Origin of the sequence: Micromonospora peucetia, assembly GCF_900091625.1 — a bacterium.
Lineage (GTDB): Bacteria > Actinomycetota > Actinomycetes > Mycobacteriales > Micromonosporaceae > Micromonospora > Micromonospora peucetia.
This window is the reverse complement of record NZ_FMIC01000002.1, coordinates 410,662-429,407: the sequence shown is the minus strand read 5'-3', so window position 1 is coordinate 429,407 and position 18,746 is coordinate 410,662. Positions and strand designations below refer to the sequence as shown.

Below are 18,746 nucleotides of genomic sequence, written 5' to 3'. Positions count from 1 at the left end.
GGTCTACTCCCGTGGGGCCAGGCGGACAGGGGAAGGCGCGGAAAAGCAGCCCCGTCCGGCGGGCCGTGGGGCAGAAACGCGGGCACACGATCGCATGACACCAGGGGTCTTCGTCTATCCCGCGAACGTTATGAATCCGTGATATCGGAACGGAGGTAGCTGTGAGTGACGTCTAAATTCCATCCTGTATACCGTTTTGGCCGCGCGGAATGACTTGCATGGGCGCTTGAAGTCGGATCATGCGAAGTGCGGCTATTGGTGAGGCTTGGCACCAATGGTGTCGTGGTGTAGATCACTCAGAGTCCGCCTCCGTCACTTTTTGCAATCTTGAGCATCGATCCCCCACGGCGCAGAGTGCTCACGCACGTGCCGTACCTGGGGCGTGTCTTCGCGGTCTTTCCGCGCCTTCTCTCTTTCGTCTTCGCGCCTGGTGGGGGTCGACGCGCATGCGTGGTACCGGTTTGCTGTCTCCGCGGTGGCATGGCCGACGGACCCCGACGGAGCCAGGTCAGCCCCGGTGGCGTCGTGCCCGTACGGCGATGGTGCTGTCCCTGTCGACGATCCTGGTCGGCACGATGCTGCCCGCCGAGGCGTGGGCGGTGCCCGGCCCCGGCATGAGCCGCGAGGAGACCCGGGTCGACCTGCCGGACATTCCGCGGAGCGAGAAGGTCGGGCAGGACGAGGAAGCCGAGACGAACCTGACCACCGCCGACCCGGTGCCGGCGGTCCCGTACGAGCCCCAGGCCATCACCCCGTGGCAGCAGGACAGCGGCGCCGTCGACCTGACCGGCCTCGCGGCCGGCGCCACCAGGCCGGTCGACGACCTGCCGGTCGCCCTCGGCGTGCCGGCGGGCAGTGACCCGGCCGACCTCGCCGGCACCTGGACCGTCGCCCTGGCCGCCCCCGAGGCGTCCCAGGACGCCGGCGTGTCCGGCCTGATCATGAAGATCACCCCGCCGGCCACCGCCGACCCGACCGCCGAGGTCGCCCTCAGCGTCGACTACACGCCCTTCGCCGACCTGTACGGCCCGCAGGCCGCCGACCGCTTCGGCGTCATGCTGCTGCCCACCTGTGTCTACGACGCCCCCGACACCGGCGACTGCGCCACCGACGGTGGCGCGGGGACGATGTTCGCCGCCCCCGGCGCGGACCCCTCGCGGGTCGTGTCCAGCGAGGTGCGGCTGGTGCCCGCCAAGAAGGCGCCCACCCGCGCCAGGACCGCCGATGACGCGCCGACGCGCCGGATCGTCATCGGCAGTGTGCCCGTCGGCCCGCTGCTCGGCGCCGGGAGCACCCCCTCGGCCGCCGGCCGCGCCGCCCAGACCTCGACGGCTTCCAGCGTCGTCGGCGTGCTCGACACCGGAGCCTCAGCGGCCGGAGACTTCACCGCCACGCCGCTGCTGTCCTCGGGTTCCTGGGCCGCGGGCGCCTCCTCCGGCGCCTTCACCTACTCGTACCAGGTGCAGGTGCCCGAGACGGCGGGTGGCCTGATGCCGAAGGTGGCCCTGTCGTACTCCTCGCAGTCGGTGGACGGGCGCACCTCCGCCACCAACAACCAGGCCTCCTGGATCGGCGACGGCTGGGACTACAACGCGGGGGCGATCACCCGTAGCTACGCCAACTGTCGGCAGGACTCGAAGAAGCCGGGCTCGAACAACGCCACCCACCGGACCGCCGACCTGTGCTGGGGGTCGAAGAACGCCACCATGTCGCTCGGCGGCATGACCACCGAGCTGGTCTGGGACGAGAGCAGGAATGCCTGGTTCACCGGCAACGGCGACGGCTCCAAGGTCGAGCTGGTCAAGGACACCGGCCTGGCGAACGGCGACGCCGACGGCGAGTACTGGGTCATCACGACCCGGGACGGCACCCGCTACCACTTCGGCCGCCACCGCCTGCCCGGCTGGTCCGACCACGGCGCGGCCGAGGACGACCCGGTCACCAACTCCGTCCTCACCGTGCCGGTGTACGGCAACCACCCGGACGAGCCCTGCTACAAGGCGGGCAACTGGGCCGGCTCCGCCTGCACCCAGGCCTGGCGCTGGTCGCTCGACTACGTCGAGGACATCCACGGCAACGCCATGACCCTCTGGTGGGGTCGCGAGACGAACTACTACGCCCAGAACTTCAACTTCAAGGCCCCCGTCTCCTACCACCGCGGCGGCTACCTCGACCGCATCGACTACGGGCTGCGCAAGGACAACCTGTTCACGGCCCCTGCCGCGGCCCGGGTCAACTTCGTCCTGGCCGAGCGCTGCTTCGACGAGGGCACCCTCACCTGCACCGAGGCCAACTTCGCCAGCAAGAACCCCAACAACTACCGCATCTGGTACGACACCCCGGCAGACCTGCGCTGCGCCTCCGGGCAGAAGTGCTGGAACGCCTCGCCGTCCTTCTTCACCCGCAAGCGCCTCGACAAGATCAGCACGTCGGCGCAGCGGCGCACCGACACCAGCGCCCGGCAGGTGGTGGACGAGTACCAGCTCAAGCAGAACTTCCCGATCCTGAGGACCGGCCCCAACACGGCGCTCTGGCTGGAGTCGATCACCCGCACCGGTTTCGCCCGCAACGGTGCGACCGACGCCAAGGTCACCCTGAACCCGGTGCGCTTCGAGCCCAACGCCGAGGACATGCCGAACCGCGTCAAGCGGGACAACCGCCCCGGTTTCTCCCGGCTCCGCGTCGCCCGCGTGATCAACGAGTACGGCGGCGAGACGGTCATCACCTACAAGCAGCCCGTCGGCGCCTGCGAGACCGGCACCGGACTGCCCGGCAAGGGCGACACCGCCGAGCTGAGGACCAACGACCGGCTGTGTTATCCGAGCTTCTGGCACCCGGACCCGGCGGCCGAGGAGATCGACTGGTTCCACAAGTACGTCGTGGACAGCGTCGAGGAACTCCCCGCCGTGGACGGCGCGTTCGGCACCACCACCCGGTACGCGTACGAGAACCCGGGATGGCGGCTCGCCGAGCAGGAGTTCACCAAGAAGTCCACCCGCACCTACTCCCAGTTCGCCGGGTTCGCGCAGACCACCGTCCTCACCGGTGCGGACGATCCCGACATCGGCAGCAAGCGGACCAAATCCGTCACCCGCTACTTCCGTGGCATGGGCGACACCGTGTCCATGCAGGACATCGCCGGCGCCGAGATCGCCAAGGACAGGGAGCCCTTCGCGGGCCGGGTGGCCGAGGAACTCACCTACGCCAGCGCCGACGACGCCGACGGTGACTGGCTCACCCGCAGTGTCACCTTCCCCGCGGCCCAGGAACTCGCCACCCGGACGCGCGACGACGGGCTCAGCCCCCTGCACGCCTATCGGGTCACCGAGCCCCGGCAGGTCTCGTACACCAGGTCCTCCGGCACCGGCGACGACAACCGCACGCTGCGGACCATCGAGACGAAGACCACCTACGAGACGACGCACGGGCTGCCGACGCACGTCGAGTCCCTGGGCGACACCGGCAAGACCGGCGACGAGTCCTGCACGTTCGTCGAATACCTGCACCACCTCGACAAGAACATCATCGGCCTCACCAAGCAGGTCCGCAGCAGCCCCACGACCTGCGCCGCCGCCACCTTCGACAACCTGACGACGCTCAGCTCCGCCGGCCGCGTCGGCTACGACGGCGAGGCCTACGGCGTGGCCCTAAGCAACACGACCCGGGGGCTCGCCACCCAGACCTGGTCGCTGAAGGGCGACGGATCCGGCTTCCAGTTCGACGGCACCACCGGCTTCGACGCCATCGGTCGCGTCGTCACGCGCACCGACGCCGACCTCAAGACCTCGAAGATCACCTACACCCCGTCCTCCGGTCAGGCCTTCGCGGTCACCGAGGAGAACTCGCTGGGGCACAAGCAGATCCGGGACCTGGACCCGGGCCGCGCCGTCACGGTCAAGACCACCGACCTCAACGGCCGCGTCAGCGAGGCCCGCTACGACCCGATGGGCCGCCTCGTCGAGGCCTGGGGCCCGGGCCGCACCCCGTCCACCACGGCCGTCCCGGACTTCCGGGCCGAGTACGCCGTCCCCGCCGGCAAGCCGCCGTACATCACCACCTTCAGCCGGGGGCACGAGAACCGGATCCAGACCTCCGTCACCCTCTACGACGGTCTCGGCCGCGAGCGGCAGAGTCAGGAGGAGGCCACCGGCGGCGGGCGGCTGATCACCGACACGCTGTACAACAGCTCCGGCGAGGTGTGGCAGACCAACAACGCCTACTTCGCCGAGGGGTCACCCATCGGCCAGGTGTTCACGCCGCTCGCGGACACGGCCGTGCCCAACGCCACCCGCTACACCTACGACGGCCTCGGCCGGGTGGTCAAGGAGACGCCCGTCCTGCGCGGCGTCGACGCCCCGGCGCGCGCCACCAGCTACACGTACGGCGCCGACCACTCCACGGTGATCAATCCGTCGGGCGCGAAGTCCTACCGGCTGTACACCGACGCCCTGGGCCGTACCAACCGCGTGGACACCTTCACCAACGTCGCCCACACCACCTTCACCTCGATGCGGTACGAGTACGACCCGCGTGGCCAGATGGTGAAGGCCACCCACTCCGCCGACCCGACCCGCCCGTGGACCTGGACCTACGACCAGCGTGGCCGGATGGCGACCGCCACCGACCCCGACACCGGCACCACCAGCACCACGTACGACCACCGGGACCGGACGCAGACCGTCACCAACGCCCGCGACGTCACCGTCTGGAACGGCTACGACGAGCTGTCCCGCCCGACGCAGCAGCGGCTCGGCGACAGCGCCGGCACGCTGCTGGCCGACTACACCTACGACTCGGTCGCCGGCGGCAAGGGCCTGCCCGCCAGCGCGACCCGCTACACCGACGGCCTGCCGTACAAGCAGACCATCGGCGGCTACACCGACGACTACCAGCCCACGTCGACCACCCTCACGCTGCCGCAGTCCATCGCCGACACGTGGGGCCTGCAGACCTCCTACCGGTACGACCACACCTACACCGACACCGGCCTGCAGGAGTCGGCCACGCTGCCCGCCGTCGGCAACTTCCCGGCCGAGAAGCTCCTGGTCCGCTACACGAAGGACGGGCTGCCGCTGTCCGTGTCCGGCAACGGCTGGTACGGATCCGAGACCGTCTACTCGCCGTACGGGCAGGTGCTGCGCTCCACGCTCGGCGCGCAGCCGTACCGGGTGTGGACCATGGCCGCGTACGACGACGCCAGCGGGGCCCTCACCGACCAGCGGGTCTACCGCGAGCAGAAGGAAGCCCCACCCGCAGCCGGCGACAACCTCGTCTCGCACCGCTCCTACTTGTACGACGACGCGGGCAACGTCATCGCGATCCGGGAGCGTGCCGCCGCCATCGCGGAACGGCAGTGCTTCCAGTACTCGCTCGGCCGCTTGAAGATGGCCTGGACGGCCGGCGACCATGCGTCGTGCGGCTCGGGGCCGGTCCGCACGGACGGCACCCTCAACGTGGCGGCCGGCACCGACAAGTCGGGCTACTGGCAGGAGTACAAGTACGACCTGCTCGGCAACCGCACGGAGCTGGTGGAGAAGAACCTCACCGGCGACGCCAGCAAGGACGCCACCAGCACCTACACCTACGGCAAGGCCGACGGCAGCCAGCCCCGCACCCTCACCAAGGTGACCAAGAACTACGTCACTCCGGCGGGCGCCGCGGTCACCGCCGAGGCGAACCGGCTGTACGAGCTGACCGGCGAGACGAAGTCCGTCACGTCCATCCAGAACGGCGACCAGCAGACGCTGTCCTGGACCCACGACGGCCAGATCGAGCGGATCACCGGCCAGGGCAGCAAGGGCCGGAGCGCGTACCTCGGCCTTGCGAACAAGTGCATCGATCTCAGCTCAGGGCTCGCGGTGGCCGGCCGGCCGATCCAGCTGTACTCGTGCAACGGCACGATCGCGCAGAAGTGGACCTTCACGCCGGCTCCAGGTCAGAACCAGAACAACCCCAACCTGGGCACCGTGTCGGTGTACGACGACTGGTGCGTCCAGCCGGCCGCCAACACCGCCGGCTCGGCGTTCGGGGTCCAGCAGTGCAACGGATTGGCCAACCAGCACCTTGAGCGCCTCTCCACGGGTCAGCTCAAGCACGCCGCCTCCGGCCTGTGCCTCGCGGTCAAGGACGCGGCCACGGCCAACGGCACCCCGCTCGTGCTGGCGGCCTGCGCCGGCAGCACCCCCGCACAGCAGTGGGACCCGCAGGACGAGACCCGCCACATCTACGGCCCCGGCGGCAGCCGACTCCTGACGATCCAGGGGCAGCAGGCCACGCTGAACCTGGGCGAGTCGCAGGTCACCGTCCAGCGGGGCGGGACGCTGGTCAACACCCAGCGCACGTACGCCGCCCCGGGCGGCGCGGTGATGCGCTACGCGCACAGCACCGCCTCTCCCACCCTCGTCGCCCTCGCCGGCGACCACCAGGGCAGCCCGTACGCCGAGGTTGGCCTCAACGGCACGATGCCGACCCGGATCCGCAAGCAGGACCCGTTCGGTAACCAGCGGGGCGCGGGGACCGTCGGCGCCAACATGCAGACCAACGCCGGGTTCCTCGGCGCGATCCGCGACGACGCCTCCGGCTACACCCCGCTCGGGGCCCGCCTGTACGACCCGCAGGTCGGACGCTTCCTCTCCGCCGACCCGGTCCTGGACCTGGCGGACCCGGAGCAGTCCAACGGGTACGCGTACGCGCACAACAACCCGGTGACGCACTCGGACCCCACCGGCCTCTCGATCTCGCTGACCGCCTCGGAGATGTCGGCGGCCCTGGCGGGCGCGGGTCTGTCGCCGGCCATGGTGGCCCAGGCGCAGGCCAACATGGGTCGCTCGCTCATGTCGGTGGTCCTCGACGCGGCCTGGTCGATGTTGAAGGACTTCATCGGCATCACCGACGCCATGAACTGCTTCGGCGGTGACATGTGGGCCTGTGGGAGCCTGATCATCGGGGCGATCCCGTGGGCGAAGCTCGGCAAGATCCCGGCCGTGTTGAGGGCCGTCAACCGCACGATCGCCGCCATCCAGGCGTGGCAGACAGCGAAGAAGGCCGCCGAGGCCGTGCTGGCAGCCGCCAAGGCGGCGGAGGCGGCGGCGATCAACGCCAAGAAGCTCGCCATCGAACGGGCGAAGAAGGCCGCGCAGGCGGCGAAGAAAAAGGCCGCCGAAAAGGTCAACACGACCAGCAACAAGGCGACCAACGCCACGAAGAAGACCGGCAACCCGGTCCAGAAACAGGCCCAGTCCAAGTCGAATCCGAAGGGTTCTTCGGCGAGTTCCGCCGGCGGCAAGTCCGGCGGTGCCGGCAAGAGCTCCGGTGGTGGCAAGAGCTCCGGTAGCGGTGGCAAGGGAGACTCCAAGCCTGGCGGTGCCTCGGGTGCCTCCGCGCGCAGCAACGGCGGCTCCAGTGGCGGCTCCAGTGGCGGCTCCTGCCCAACGCCCGACAACAGTTTCGTGCCCGGCACCAAGGTCGTGATGGCCGACGGCTCCACGAAGCCGATCGAGGACGTCAAGCCGGGCGACAAGGTCCAGGCCACCGATCCCGAGACGGGCCAAACCGAAGTGGAGACGGTCACCGCGGCCATCAAGGGCGACGGTGTCAAGCACCTGGTGAAGGTCACCATCGACACCGATGGCGAGCGCGGTTCGGACACGGCCGAGGTCACCGCCACCGACGGTCATCCCTTCTGGGTGCCGGAGTTGGGTGAGTGGATCGACGCCACCGATTTGCGTTCCGGCCAGTGGCTGCAGACCAGCGCCGGCACGTTCGTGCAGATCGCGGCGATCGAACGCTGGAGCGTCCTACGCGCCACCGTCCACAACCTGACCGTTGCCAACATCCATACGTACTATGTACTCGCTGGCAATACCCCGGTCCTGGTCCATAACACAGTCCCGTGTGGCCAATTCGCCGATGGCGATATTTGGGCCGATTCGTTCGATGTGGGAGGGCAGACTGTTGAGGCGATGGCGACCGTTCGCGCATCCGGCGATACTCTGCACCTGGATGGTCTGATGGTTTTCCCGAGAGGGACTGAAGGGCTTACCCGTGCCCCGATTGGCCCTAACGCGGTTCGGCAGATGAAGGTCTCACTTGCAGAAAAAGCAAGATCTGAGGGATTCAGTACTATCATACTTAACTATGAGCGACATATTCCAAAAGCGGATGGCAGCATATTTAAGCGGCCTGGCACGATGACGCTAAATGTCGCAGAGATTTTGGGTGGTTAGAGGTGAATCGATCTTTCTTGGACGGAGTTGCGTCAGAAATTTCCAGCCGTGGGTTTTCTGAGCAGGAGCAGGTGTTCCAAGAGTTAAGAAAGCGCGCTCTTTCTCCGATAGAGGCTGTGTATGTTGCCTCGCGCGTCCTCGATCTGTCCTTGCCCGAAGCCAAGGCGGCGATTTATAGCAGTCGCGCTTGGTCTGATCAGCATGAGAACTGGCAGCGAACCCAATCCGGACTCGAGGATCAATGAAGCAAATGTTGCGCTGTTTCTGATACAGGAATCTGACGAAGAGCCCTCGCTGCGGTGTAACCTGGCGAGGGCTCTTCTCGGCGCAACGTGTCGAGAACGGTACCTAAACCTTGCGGGGGGGGGCTATTCATTCATGCGGACGGCTGTCAAGGCTGATGTCATCTGATAATTTGCTTGTGCGTGTAAGGGTATCGATGCTCTGGCTGGGTTATTAGTTGGCTTCTAAGTGACGTGGTGTAACTGCTCTGGCCGCCGTAGCCGCCGAGCATCATGTCATACCGGGCCGGGCGACCGAGGGTCCCCGGCTGGGGACGATCAAAAAGGTAACGGGGGCTGTGATGGCAACAGCGCCCTCGACAGGATTGGGCCGACGGCGCCCCTTGCGGGGCACCGAAGATCGGTTGACGTTTCGCCGGGCTCCGGGCCGCGTCCCGCCCGGGCCAGCGTCAACCGATCACGGAACACCGCCAGTGCGCGGATGCCGCCGCGCGATACTCCGTCCGAATTATCCGCTAATCACTGACGCAGCCTACGAACGCTTTTGACTGCGGATCTCGGGCGCAGTCGGTGTGGCTGGTCGAGCATGCACTGCAAGCCCACCGGGCGGGTTTGTCCCGGGTGTACGTGGTGCGGGACAACGACCACCCGGATCAACGGGTGGCCGGCTACTACGCCCTCGCTGCCGGTAGCGTCGCGCCGGCCGATGCCGCGCCCCGGCTGCGGCAGGGCGCCGGCCGTTACCACCAACCGGTGGTGATCCTGACCCGGCTTGGGGTCGACCGCAGCGTCCAGGGCGCCGGCCCGGGTCGGGCACTGGTGGTCGACGCCCTGCGGCGGATCGGCGCCGCCGCCGAGGTCATCGGCGTGCGGGCGGTGCTCATCCACTGCGAGACCGAAGCCGCCCGCGACTTCTACCAGCGGCTGGCCAAGTACGAGGCCAGCCCCACCGACCCCATGCACCTGCTGCTGATGAAGGATCTCCGCCGCGCGCTTGGCGGCTGACCCCTGCGCTCGTCTGCCGGGTGCCGCACAGGTTGTGCGTCGCGGTGCGGCGGGGGCTGCGGCGGCTAGGCTGACCTGAGCAGAATGTCCGCTGAGGGGGTGAGCCCGGATGGCCCAGGCAGCTTTCGCGCCCGAGCCGGCGCCGCAGCAACCCGACCCCGTGCCGCAGCCCACCGAGCCGTCGTTCGACGTGCTGCGGTGGCACGACGAGCCGTGGACCGCCCAGCTCGCCCTCGACCTGTTGCCGGAGACCAACGGCCCCAAGGTTGAGGTCCTGAGCGGAAGCGTGATCGTGACCCCACACGCCGGATATGACCACCAGGACGCGGAGTTGGATCTCGCGTACCTGCTCAAGCAGGCGGCCCGCCGCGCCAAGCTGTGGCTCTACCTCGAAGCGAACGTCGTCTCGGGCGATGATCTCTTCATTCCGGACATCGTCATCCTCGACGTGCCAGGTGGCGGGCGAACGACGATGGACATCAGGCACGCCGTGCTGCTCGGTGAGATCGTCTCACCGGGCAACCGGCGCAAGGACATCATCGATCGGCTCCGGGAGTATGCCGCCGTCGGTGTGCCGTTTTTCCTCCGTGTCGACCTACGCAACCGGGTGCCCACAATCGCGCTGTTCGAGCTTGCCGAGGGGGAGTACCGGCCGGTGGCAGCCGCTGCCGCCGGCGCCCGGTTCGTCATGAGGCAGCCGTTCGAGTTCTCCATCGACCCGGCCGACCTGCTCGGTGAGGAGGCGCCGGAGGAAGGCGAGGAAAGCCCGGAGGAGCAGGCCGGCGCGGAGGGCTGAGGCTCCCAGCGGAGGCACAGCGATGGTGGGGAAGAATGGCTCGGTGACCTCCCCACGCGAACTTGTTCTGCTCGGCTCTACCGGCTCTGTAGGCACACAGGCCATCGACATCGTGCGGCGCAACCCGGACCGGTTCCGGGTCGTCGCCCTCGGTGCCGGTGGTGGCAACGTCGAACTGCTCGCAGCCCAGGCCCTCGAACTGCGCGTCGAAGCGGTCGGCGTGGCGAAGGCGTCCGCCGCGCAGGACCTCCAGCTCGCCTTCTATGCCGAGGCGAGCCGGCGCGGCTGGGCCACCGGCGACTTCAAGCTGCCCAAGATCGTGGCCGGGCCGGACGCGATGACCGAGCTGGCGCAGTGGCCCTGCGACGTGGTGCTCAACGGGGTGGTCGGCTCGCTCGGGCTCGCGCCGACCCTGGCCGCGCTGCGCGCCGGCCGTACGCTCGCGCTCGCCAACAAGGAGTCCCTCGTCGCTGGCGGCTCGCTCGTGAAGGCCGCGGTGACGCGGCCGGAGCAGATCGTCCCCGTCGACTCGGAGCACTCGGCGCTGGCGCAGTGCCTGCGCGGCGGCAGCCGGGGCGAGGTGCGGCGGCTGGTCGTCACCGCCAGCGGCGGCCCGTTCCGGGGCAAGCGGCGCGACGAGTTGACGCAGGTCACACCGGAGCAGGCGCTCGCCCACCCGACCTGGAACATGGGGCCGGTCGTCACGATCAACTCCGCCACCATGGTCAACAAGGCGCTGGAGGTGATCGAGGCGCACGAGCTGTTCGACGTGCCGTACGCCGACATCGCCGTGATGGTGCACCCGCAGTCGGTGATCCACTCGATGGTCGAGTTCGTGGACGGCTCCACCCTCGCCCAGGCCAGCCCGCCGGACATGCGGCTGCCGATCGCGCTGGGCCTCGGCTGGCCCGACCGGCTGGCCGGCGCCACCGCCGCCGTCGACTGGACGAAGGCCCACACCTGGGAGTTCGCGCCGCTGGACGACGAGGCGTTCCCGGCCGTGGCGCTGGCGAAGGCCGCCGGCGAGGCGGGGCGCTGCCGGCCGGCGATCTACAACGCGGCGAACGAGGAGTGCGTGGCCGCGTTCGTGGCCGGTCGGCTGCCCTTCCTCGGCATCGTCGACACCCTCGGACGGGTGTTGGAGGACGCTCCCGACTTCGACGAACCAGGTACCGTCGAGGACGTGCTCGCGGCGGAGTCGTGGGCGCGCGCGCATGCGCAGGAGATCATCATCGCGGGTTCGGTGGAAGGAGCTTGATGGCGTACCTGCTCGGGGTGGTGCTCTTCGCCCTCGCGATCCTCATCTCGGTGAGTCTGCACGAGGCGGGGCACATGCTCACCGCCAAGGCCTTCGGCATGAAGGTCACCAAGTACTTCGTCGGTTTCGGCCCCACGCTCTGGTCGGTCAAGCGAGGCGAGACCGAGTACGGCATCAAGGGTATCCCGCTCGGCGGCTTCTGCAAGATCGTCGGGATGACTCCGCAGGACGACGACGTCGACCCGGCCGACGAGCCGCGCGCGATGTGGCGGTACCCGGTGTGGAAGCGGACGATCGTGATGTCCGCCGGCTCGATCACCCACTTCGCCCTCGCCGTGATCGCCCTCTGGATCATCGCGGTCAGCGCCGGCCTGCCGAACCCGAAGTTCCCGAGCACCGAGGCCGAGATCCGCAAGGAGCCGGCGGTCATCCAGCTGTCGAAGTGCGTGGTCCCGGAGAACACGCTGCGCGAGTGCACCACCGCCGACCCGGCCAGCCCCGCCGCCCAGGCGCAGCTGCGCGACGGCGACCGGATCACCGCCATCAACGGCACGCCGATCAACGACTACGGTCAGCTGCTCACCACGCTGCGCACCCTCAAGCCGGGCGAGCCGGCGCAGATCGCGTACGTCCGCGACGGCCAGCCGGGCACGGGCAGCACGGTGCTCGCGCAGACCCAGCGGCCTCCGCTGGATGATCCGAAGGGCCAGGTCGCGGCGGTCGCCGCGCTCGGCGTCGGCCTCGTCCCCAGCACCCCGACCCGGGTCACGTACGGGCCGGTCGGCGCAGTCGGCGCGACCGCCGACTTCACCGGCGACATGGCGGTCAACACGTATGAGGCGATGAAGCGCATCCCGCAGAAGGTCCCGGCCCTCTGGGCGGCGATCACCGGCGAGGAACGGGACATCGACACCCCGATCAGCGTGGTCGGCGCCAGCCGGCTCGGCGGCGAGGCGGTGGAGAACGAAGCCTGGCTGCTGTTCTTCATGCTCTTCGTCTCGCTGAACTTCTTCATCGGCGTGTTCAACCTGCTGCCGCTGCTGCCGCTCGACGGCGGGCACATCGCCATCGCCTGGTTCGAGCGGGCCCGATCCTGGCTCTACGCCCGGATCGGCCGCACCGACCCCGGCCGGGTGGACTACCTCAAACTCATGCCCCTCACGTACGCGGTGATCCTGATCGGTGGCGTGTTCACGCTGCTGACCATCACCGCGGACGTCGTCAACCCGATCACGCTCTTCTCAAGGTGAGTGCCTGAAGTGACCGCTGTCAGTCTCGGTATCCCCGTCGTACCGCCCCCGCCGCTCGCCCCGCGCCGGGTCAGCCGCCAGATCATGGTCGGCTCGGTGCCGGTCGGTGGGGGCGCGCCGGTGTCGGTGCAGTCGATGACCACCACCCTCACCTCCGACGTCAACGCCACACTCCAGCAGATCGCCGAGCTGACCGCGTCCGGGTGCCAGATCGTCCGGGTAGCCGTGCCCAGCCAGGACGACGTGGAGGCGCTGCCGGCGATCGCGAGGAAGTCGCAGCTCCCGGTGATCGCCGACATCCACTTCCAGCCGAAGTACGTCTTCGCCGCGATCGACGCCGGCTGCGCGGCCGTCCGTGTGAACCCGGGCAACATCCGCCAGTTCGACGACAAGGTCAAGGAGATCGCCAAGGCGGCCGGCGACGCGGGTGTGCCGATCCGGATCGGCGTCAACGCCGGCTCGCTGGACAAGCGGCTGCTCGCCAAGTACGGCAAGGCCACCGCCGAGGCGCTGGTCGAGTCGGCGCTGTGGGAGTGCTCGTTGTTCGAGGAGCACGGCTTCCGGGACATCAAGATCTCGGTCAAGCACAACGACCCGGTGGTGATGATCCGGGCCTACCGTCAGCTCGCCGAGAAGTGCGACTACCCGCTGCACCTGGGCGTCACCGAGGCCGGCCCGGCGTTCCAGGGCACCATCAAGTCGGCGGTCGCCTTCGGCGCGCTGCTGGCCGAGGGGATCGGCGACACGATCCGGGTCTCGCTGTCGGCCCCGCCGGTGGAGGAGATCAAGGTCGGCAACCAGATCCTGGAGTCGCTCGGGCTGCGCGAGCGCGGCCTGGAGATCGTCTCCTGCCCGTCCTGCGGCCGGGCCCAGGTCGACGTCTACAAGCTCGCCGAGGAGGTCACCGCCGGCCTGGAGGGGCTGCCGGTGCCGCTGCGGGTCGCCGTGATGGGCTGCGTCGTGAACGGCCCGGGCGAGGCCCGCGAGGCCGACCTCGGGGTGGCCTCCGGCAACGGCAAGGGCCAGATCTTCGTCAAGGGCAAGGTCGTCAAGACCGTGCCCGAGGCGCAGATCGTGGAGACGCTGATCGAGGAGGCGCTGCGCATCGCCGACGAGATGGGCGCCGAACTGCCCGAGGAGCTGCGCGGCCTACTGCCGGGCGGCGCCACCGTCACCGTGCACTGACTCGTCCCGCCGTCACCGGCCCCGATCGCCACCTCGGCGGTCGGGGCCGATTGCGTCCTGACTCGCCACTCGGCCCGCGCGGCACGGGGCGGATCTGGCAGGCTGGTATCCGTGCTGACGGTGCCGGTACGGCAACTCGGGGAGTCGGAGCGCCGCGCGGTCGAACGGTTGCTCGACCTCGACCCGTTCGCGGGCGCGCAGGTCGCCGAGCGGGTCGCCGCCCGGGGCCTGGCCTGGTGGCGGGCCGAGGGCCGGGTGCTGGGCTACGGCAGCCGGCGCAGCCTGGAGTCGATCTGCTGGCTCGGCGGCAACCTCACCCCCGTGCTCGCCACCGAACCGGCCGTCGCCGCCTACGCCGACCTGCTCGCCGGGGAGGAGCGGCTCTGCTCGTCGATCGTGGGCCGGGCCGACGCGGTGCTCGGCCTCTGGGACCGGCTCTCCGCCGTCTGGGGGCCGGCCCGGGACGTACGCCCGAACCAGCCGTTGCTGGCCACCGAGGCGCTGCCGGCGCTGCGGGCGGACCCGGAGGTGCGACTGGTGCACGGCAGCGAGATCGACCGGCTCTTCCCGGCGGCGGTGGCGATGTACACCGAGGAGGTGGGCGTCTCGCCGCTCGCCGACGACGGCGGGCGCGGCTACCGGCGGCGGGTCACCGACCTGGTCCGGGCCGGCCGGGCGTACGCCAGGTTCGTCGACGGCCAGGTGGTGTTCAAGGCCGAGCTGGCGGTGGTGACCCGCCGGACCGCCCAGGTGCAAGGCGTCTGGGTGGCCCCCGACTGGCGCGGCCGGGGCATCGCATCGGCGGCGATGGCGGCGGTGGTGCGCGACGCGCTGCTGCGGGTCGCCCCGACCGTCAGCCTCTACGTCAACGACTTCAACCTGCCGGCCCGCCGGGTCTACGAGCGCTGCGGCCTCCGCCCGGTCGGCACGCTCGCCACCGTGCTTTTCTGATCCGCCCGGTCGGCACGCTCGCCGCCGGATTGTTCTGATCCGCCGGCCCAGGGTCCGCCGGTCGGCCCGCCCGAAAATGCGTTGAGCCGGCCGGCCATCCCGAGCAGGCTGGGTACTTCGCCCCAGTTCTTCCCGAAGGGACTTCTCATGCGTCTGCTCCGGGACCTGTGGGCCACCTCGCCCCGCCGAATGGCGATCGTCACCTGCCTGATCGTGCTTGGCGCCGGCGGTCAGGCCGCCGCCGCCGCGCTGGCCGGCCCCGTCCTGGTGCACCGTGCCACCGGGTTCTTCGCGCTGCTCGCCGTGGCGCTGGTCGCCGCCGTCCTCACCGACCTCGCGGCGAGCCTGCTGATGGCCGGGCTGACCGCCGACTGGTCCGCCGACGTGCGCCGCCGGCTGTGCCGGGTCGCGCTCGGGCAGGACCTGCCGACCCTGGAGACCACCCCGGTCGGCGAACTGCTCGACCGCATCGACGGCGACGTCTACCAGGTCGCCGCCGCGGTGCGCAGCCAGGGCGTACGGATCGCGCAGGGGCTGGCGACCGGCGTGCTGTCGACCGTCGTCGCCCTCGCCGTGTGGTGGCCGGCCGGCGTCGGGATGCTGCTGCTCACCGTGCTGCTGGTGGTCGGCCTGCGCAAGCCCGCCGCGCGGATCGGCCCGGCCCGGATGACCGAGGAGGAGGCCTGGTCCGACCTCGCCGCGGTGATGGAGGAGGCCATCCACGGCCAGGACGACGTGCGCACCAGCCTGGCCCGGCCGTACGTGCTGCGCCTCTACGCCCGCCGGGCGGCCGAGGTGATCAGCCGGGGGGTGCGGGTGTGGCGGATGTCCGCCCAGGTCACGACGATCGCCGCGGGGGCCATCCGGGTGGGCATCGCGGCCGTGGTGCTCGGTGGCGCGTGGGCGCTGGTCACCGACCGGGTCGACGGCGCCCGGCTCACCGCGATCTGGCTGCTCGCCATCGGCTTCGGCATGACCGTCGAGCACGTCAGCCGGATGGTTCCCGAACTCCAGTACGCCCTCGGCGCGTGGGGCCGGGTGCAGTTGCTGGCGGACTCCCCGCAGGAGCCGGTGGGCGGCACCACCCCGACCGAGGGGGACCTGGTGGTGCGGGGCCTCACCTTCCGTTACGCGGGTGCCGACGACGGGCGCGGCCCCGCGCTGTGCGACGTCGACCTGACCTTCGTCCGGGGCCGCTCGTACGCCCTGGTCGGCCGGACCGGCTCCGGCAAGTCCACCCTGGCCAAGGTGCTCACCCGGGCCGTCGACGTGCCGGCCGGGACGGTCTTGCTGGCCGGCGACGACCTGTGCGACCTCGACGTCGAGCGGCTGCGCCGGTGGGTCGCCGTGGTGCCCCAGCGCACCGAGATCCTCGCCGGCACCCTCGCCGAGAACGTCGCGCTGTTCGACCCGGGCCTGCTCGACGCCGCCGCCGGGGCGCTGCGCGAGCTGGGGCTGGACGCCTGGATCGCCGAGCTGCCCGACGGCCTCGACACCCGGCTGGGCGAGGGCGGGCACGTGCTCTCGGCCGGCCAGGAGCAGCTCGTCGCCTTCGCCCGGATTTTGGTGCGCGACCCGCACGTGGTGATCCTCGACGAGGCCACCGCCCGCCTCGACCCGGTGACCGAGGCGCGGGTGCAGCAGGCCACCGAGCGGCTGCTGCGCGACCGGATCGGCATCGTCATCGCACACCGCCTCTCCTCCGTACGCCGCTGCGACGAGGTGGTGGTGATGGCCGACGGCACGGTGGTCGAGGCCGGGCCGCTGCGCTCCTCGGAACGCTTCGCCGAGCTGCTCGCCACCAGCCACGCCGCCGCGTACGCCCACGCGGCTCCGGGGGGCGGCGCGGCTCCGGCGGGCCGCTCCGGCGGGGTGGATCTGCTGACCGGCCCGTCGGACCCGTGGCCCACCGGCCCGGAGGAGGCCAACCCGCCGGTCCTGCTGTCGGTCGGCCCGCCGGACGAGCCGGTCGGCGGCCATTCGGTCGGCGGCCAAGCGGTCGACGGCCGGGCACATGACGGCCAAGCGGGCGGCGGCCGGTCCGGGAAGCCGGGGGAGTCGGCCGCCGAAGCCGAGCGCGGGCCGCGAGGACTGCGTGGCCTGCGGGAGATCCTGCGGCTGTGCGTCAACGACGCGCGGTACGGGCTGGCCTCGATCTCGTTGTTCCTGCTGCTCGTGCTCCTCTGGCTGGAGGGGCCGGTGCTGCCCTGGCTCTGGGCCGACCTGGTCGACGGCACCGGCGACCCGTGGAAGCCGGCGCTGGGGATCGTCGTCGGCCTGCTGGTGACCCTGCCGGTGCCGTACTTCACCGGCCTGCGGTTCCCGCAGTGGTGGGTCCGGCAGATGCTGCGGATCAGCCTGCGCCTCGTGCACGGCCAGACCGGGCCGCGCCGGGTCAGCGGGCACACGCCGGCCGAGGTGGTGGCCCAGGGCGGCGACACCGAGCGGGTCGTGCAGCTCGCCGACAACGTGATGGACCAGGTGATCTCGCTCCTGCTCCTGGTCACGATGACCGCCGTCACCGGCAGCCTGGTGCCGGGGCTCTTCTTCGCCGGCACGATGCTGGTCTCCGGGCTGGCCGCGACACTGTTCGGCCCCAAACTGGAGCGTTCCGCGCGGGCCACCGTCACGGCCCGGGCCGCGTTCGCCACCGCGCTGGTCTCCTCGCTGTCGGCCGCCCGTACGGTCAAACTCGCCGGGGCTACCCGCCCGGTGCTGGCCCACCTGGCCGACCTCGACGTGGTCCGCAGCGACCGGCAACGCCGGGAGATCGTGGTGCAGGTCTGGTCCCGGTCGACCCCGTCGCTGGTCAGCGGCCTGTTGCCGATCGGCGCGTGGGCGCTGTTCCTGACCGGGCAGCTGTCGGCCGGCGCCACCCTGGTCGCGGTCGCCACCCTGTCCGCCGCCCGCTGGTTCGCCTGGACGACGGCGTCGCTGATCTCGCAGATCCCGTCCGCGCGGGTGTGGACCGGGCGGACGGTGGCGATGACCGGGGTGCAGGCGTACTCGGCGGCGGTGCCGGAGGTGGACCTCGGCGCGGGAACCGCCCCGGCGCCCGTCGTGCCGCCCCGGCACCCGCTGCGCCGGCTGGAGCTGACCGGCTTCGGCGTCCGGCACACCGACGGGACGGTCGCCGTACGCGACGTCGACCTGACGGTGGAACGCGGCCAGTTGGTGCTGGTCGTCGGCCCGGTCGGCTCGGGCAAGTCGTCGCTGCTGCGGGCGCTGGCCGGCATCGCGCCGCACACCGGCCGGCTGACCTGGAACGGCGATCCGGTCACCGAGCCGGAACTGTTCCTGCGTCCCCACCAGGTGGGCTACGTCGGCCAGCTGCCCCGGGTGCTCTCCGGCACGGTGGCGGAGAACATCACCCTCGGCCACCAGGTGGACGCCGCGGCGGCGGTGTCGACCGCCCAGCTCGACCACGACCTGGCGGCGGCCGGGGGCGGGCTCGGGCTGCTGATCGGGCACAAGGGCACCCGGCTCTCGGGCGGGCAGTTGCAGCGCCTCGCGCTGGCCCGGGCGCTCGCCCCGCGTACCGAACTGCTGGTGGCCGACGACGTGTCCTCGGCGCTGGACGTCACCACCGAACTGGCGCTGTGGCAGGCGCTGCGCGAGCACGGGGTGACCGTGGTGGGCTCGACCTCGAAGCGCGCCGCCCTGGTCCGGGCCGACCACGTCGTGGTCCTCCGCTCCGGCAAGGTCGCCGCCCAAGGCCCCTGGCGCGACCTGGAACCCCACTGGTCCCACCTGGCCGGCTGACCCCCCCACCCCCCATCCCTCACCGGCCAACCCGTTGATCATGAGGTTGGCGGCACCGATGGAGATCGACAT

The 18,746-nt window shown here is 70.5% G+C and carries 8 protein-coding genes; all 8 read left to right on the top strand.

Translation table 11 applies throughout. The features are described from left to right. Positions 1 to 446: 446 nt before the first annotated feature. The 8 genes from GA0070608_RS02415 to GA0070608_RS02380 all read left to right on the top strand — a co-directional run bounded on the left by GA0070608_RS02415 (position 447) and on the right by GA0070608_RS02380 (position 18,674). The gene (locus tag GA0070608_RS02415) at positions 447 to 8,225 is read left to right on the top strand and encodes a ricin-type beta-trefoil lectin domain protein (RefSeq protein ID WP_091620854.1); all 7,779 of its coding nucleotides are present in this window, start codon (positions 447 to 449) and stop codon (positions 8,223 to 8,225) included. A gap of 872 nt (positions 8,226 to 9,097) precedes the next feature. After that, positions 9,098 to 9,472 (top strand): hypothetical protein, encoded by a 375-nt coding sequence (locus tag GA0070608_RS02410; protein WP_245715671.1) that lies wholly within the window; start codon positions 9,098 to 9,100, stop codon positions 9,470 to 9,472. A gap of 109 nt (positions 9,473 to 9,581) precedes the next feature. Then, positions 9,582 to 10,268, top strand: coding sequence for a Uma2 family endonuclease (locus GA0070608_RS02405; RefSeq protein ID WP_091620847.1), 687 nt, complete (start codon positions 9,582 to 9,584; stop codon positions 10,266 to 10,268). 43 nt (positions 10,269 to 10,311) lie between these two features. Continuing rightward, on the top strand, positions 10,312 to 11,526 hold the full coding sequence (gene dxr / locus GA0070608_RS02400; protein ID WP_091634147.1) for a 1-deoxy-D-xylulose-5-phosphate reductoisomerase: 1,215 nt from the start codon (positions 10,312 to 10,314) through the stop codon (positions 11,524 to 11,526). Continuing rightward, positions 11,526 to 12,776, top strand: coding sequence for a M50 family metallopeptidase (locus GA0070608_RS02395; protein WP_091620843.1), 1,251 nt, complete (start codon positions 11,526 to 11,528; stop codon positions 12,774 to 12,776). The genes dxr and GA0070608_RS02395 overlap by 1 nt, the downstream gene beginning before the upstream one ends. Before the next feature lie 9 nt (positions 12,777 to 12,785). Continuing rightward, positions 12,786 to 13,961 (top strand): flavodoxin-dependent (E)-4-hydroxy-3-methylbut-2-enyl-diphosphate synthase, encoded by a 1,176-nt coding sequence (gene ispG, locus GA0070608_RS02390; protein WP_091620839.1) that lies wholly within the window; start codon positions 12,786 to 12,788, stop codon positions 13,959 to 13,961. A 111-nt stretch (positions 13,962 to 14,072) separates the two neighbouring features. Next, positions 14,073 to 14,912: a GNAT family N-acetyltransferase gene (locus GA0070608_RS02385; protein ID WP_091620836.1), complete on the top strand. Its 840-nt coding sequence runs from the start codon at positions 14,073 to 14,075 to the stop codon at positions 14,910 to 14,912. A gap of 147 nt (positions 14,913 to 15,059) precedes the next feature. Continuing rightward, positions 15,060 to 18,674: an ABC transporter ATP-binding protein gene (locus tag GA0070608_RS02380; protein ID WP_091620833.1), complete on the top strand. Its 3,615-nt coding sequence runs from the start codon at positions 15,060 to 15,062 to the stop codon at positions 18,672 to 18,674. Positions 18,675 to 18,746 lie beyond the last annotated feature (72 nt).

What these genes read in the sequence shown, in the direction of transcription:
- GA0070608_RS02415 (WP_091620854.1), top strand. Translation starts at nt 447, where the DNA reads ATGCGTGGTACCGGTTTGCTGTCTCCGCGGTGGCATGGCCGACGGACC.
- GA0070608_RS02405 (WP_091620847.1), top strand. Translation starts at nt 9,582, where the DNA reads ATGGCCCAGGCAGCTTTCGCGCCCGAGCCGGCGCCGCAGCAACCCGAC.
- GA0070608_RS02395 (WP_091620843.1), top strand. Translation starts at nt 11,526, where the DNA reads ATGGCGTACCTGCTCGGGGTGGTGCTCTTCGCCCTCGCGATCCTCATC.
- GA0070608_RS02380 (WP_091620833.1), top strand. Translation starts at nt 15,060, where the DNA reads ATGCGTCTGCTCCGGGACCTGTGGGCCACCTCGCCCCGCCGAATGGCG.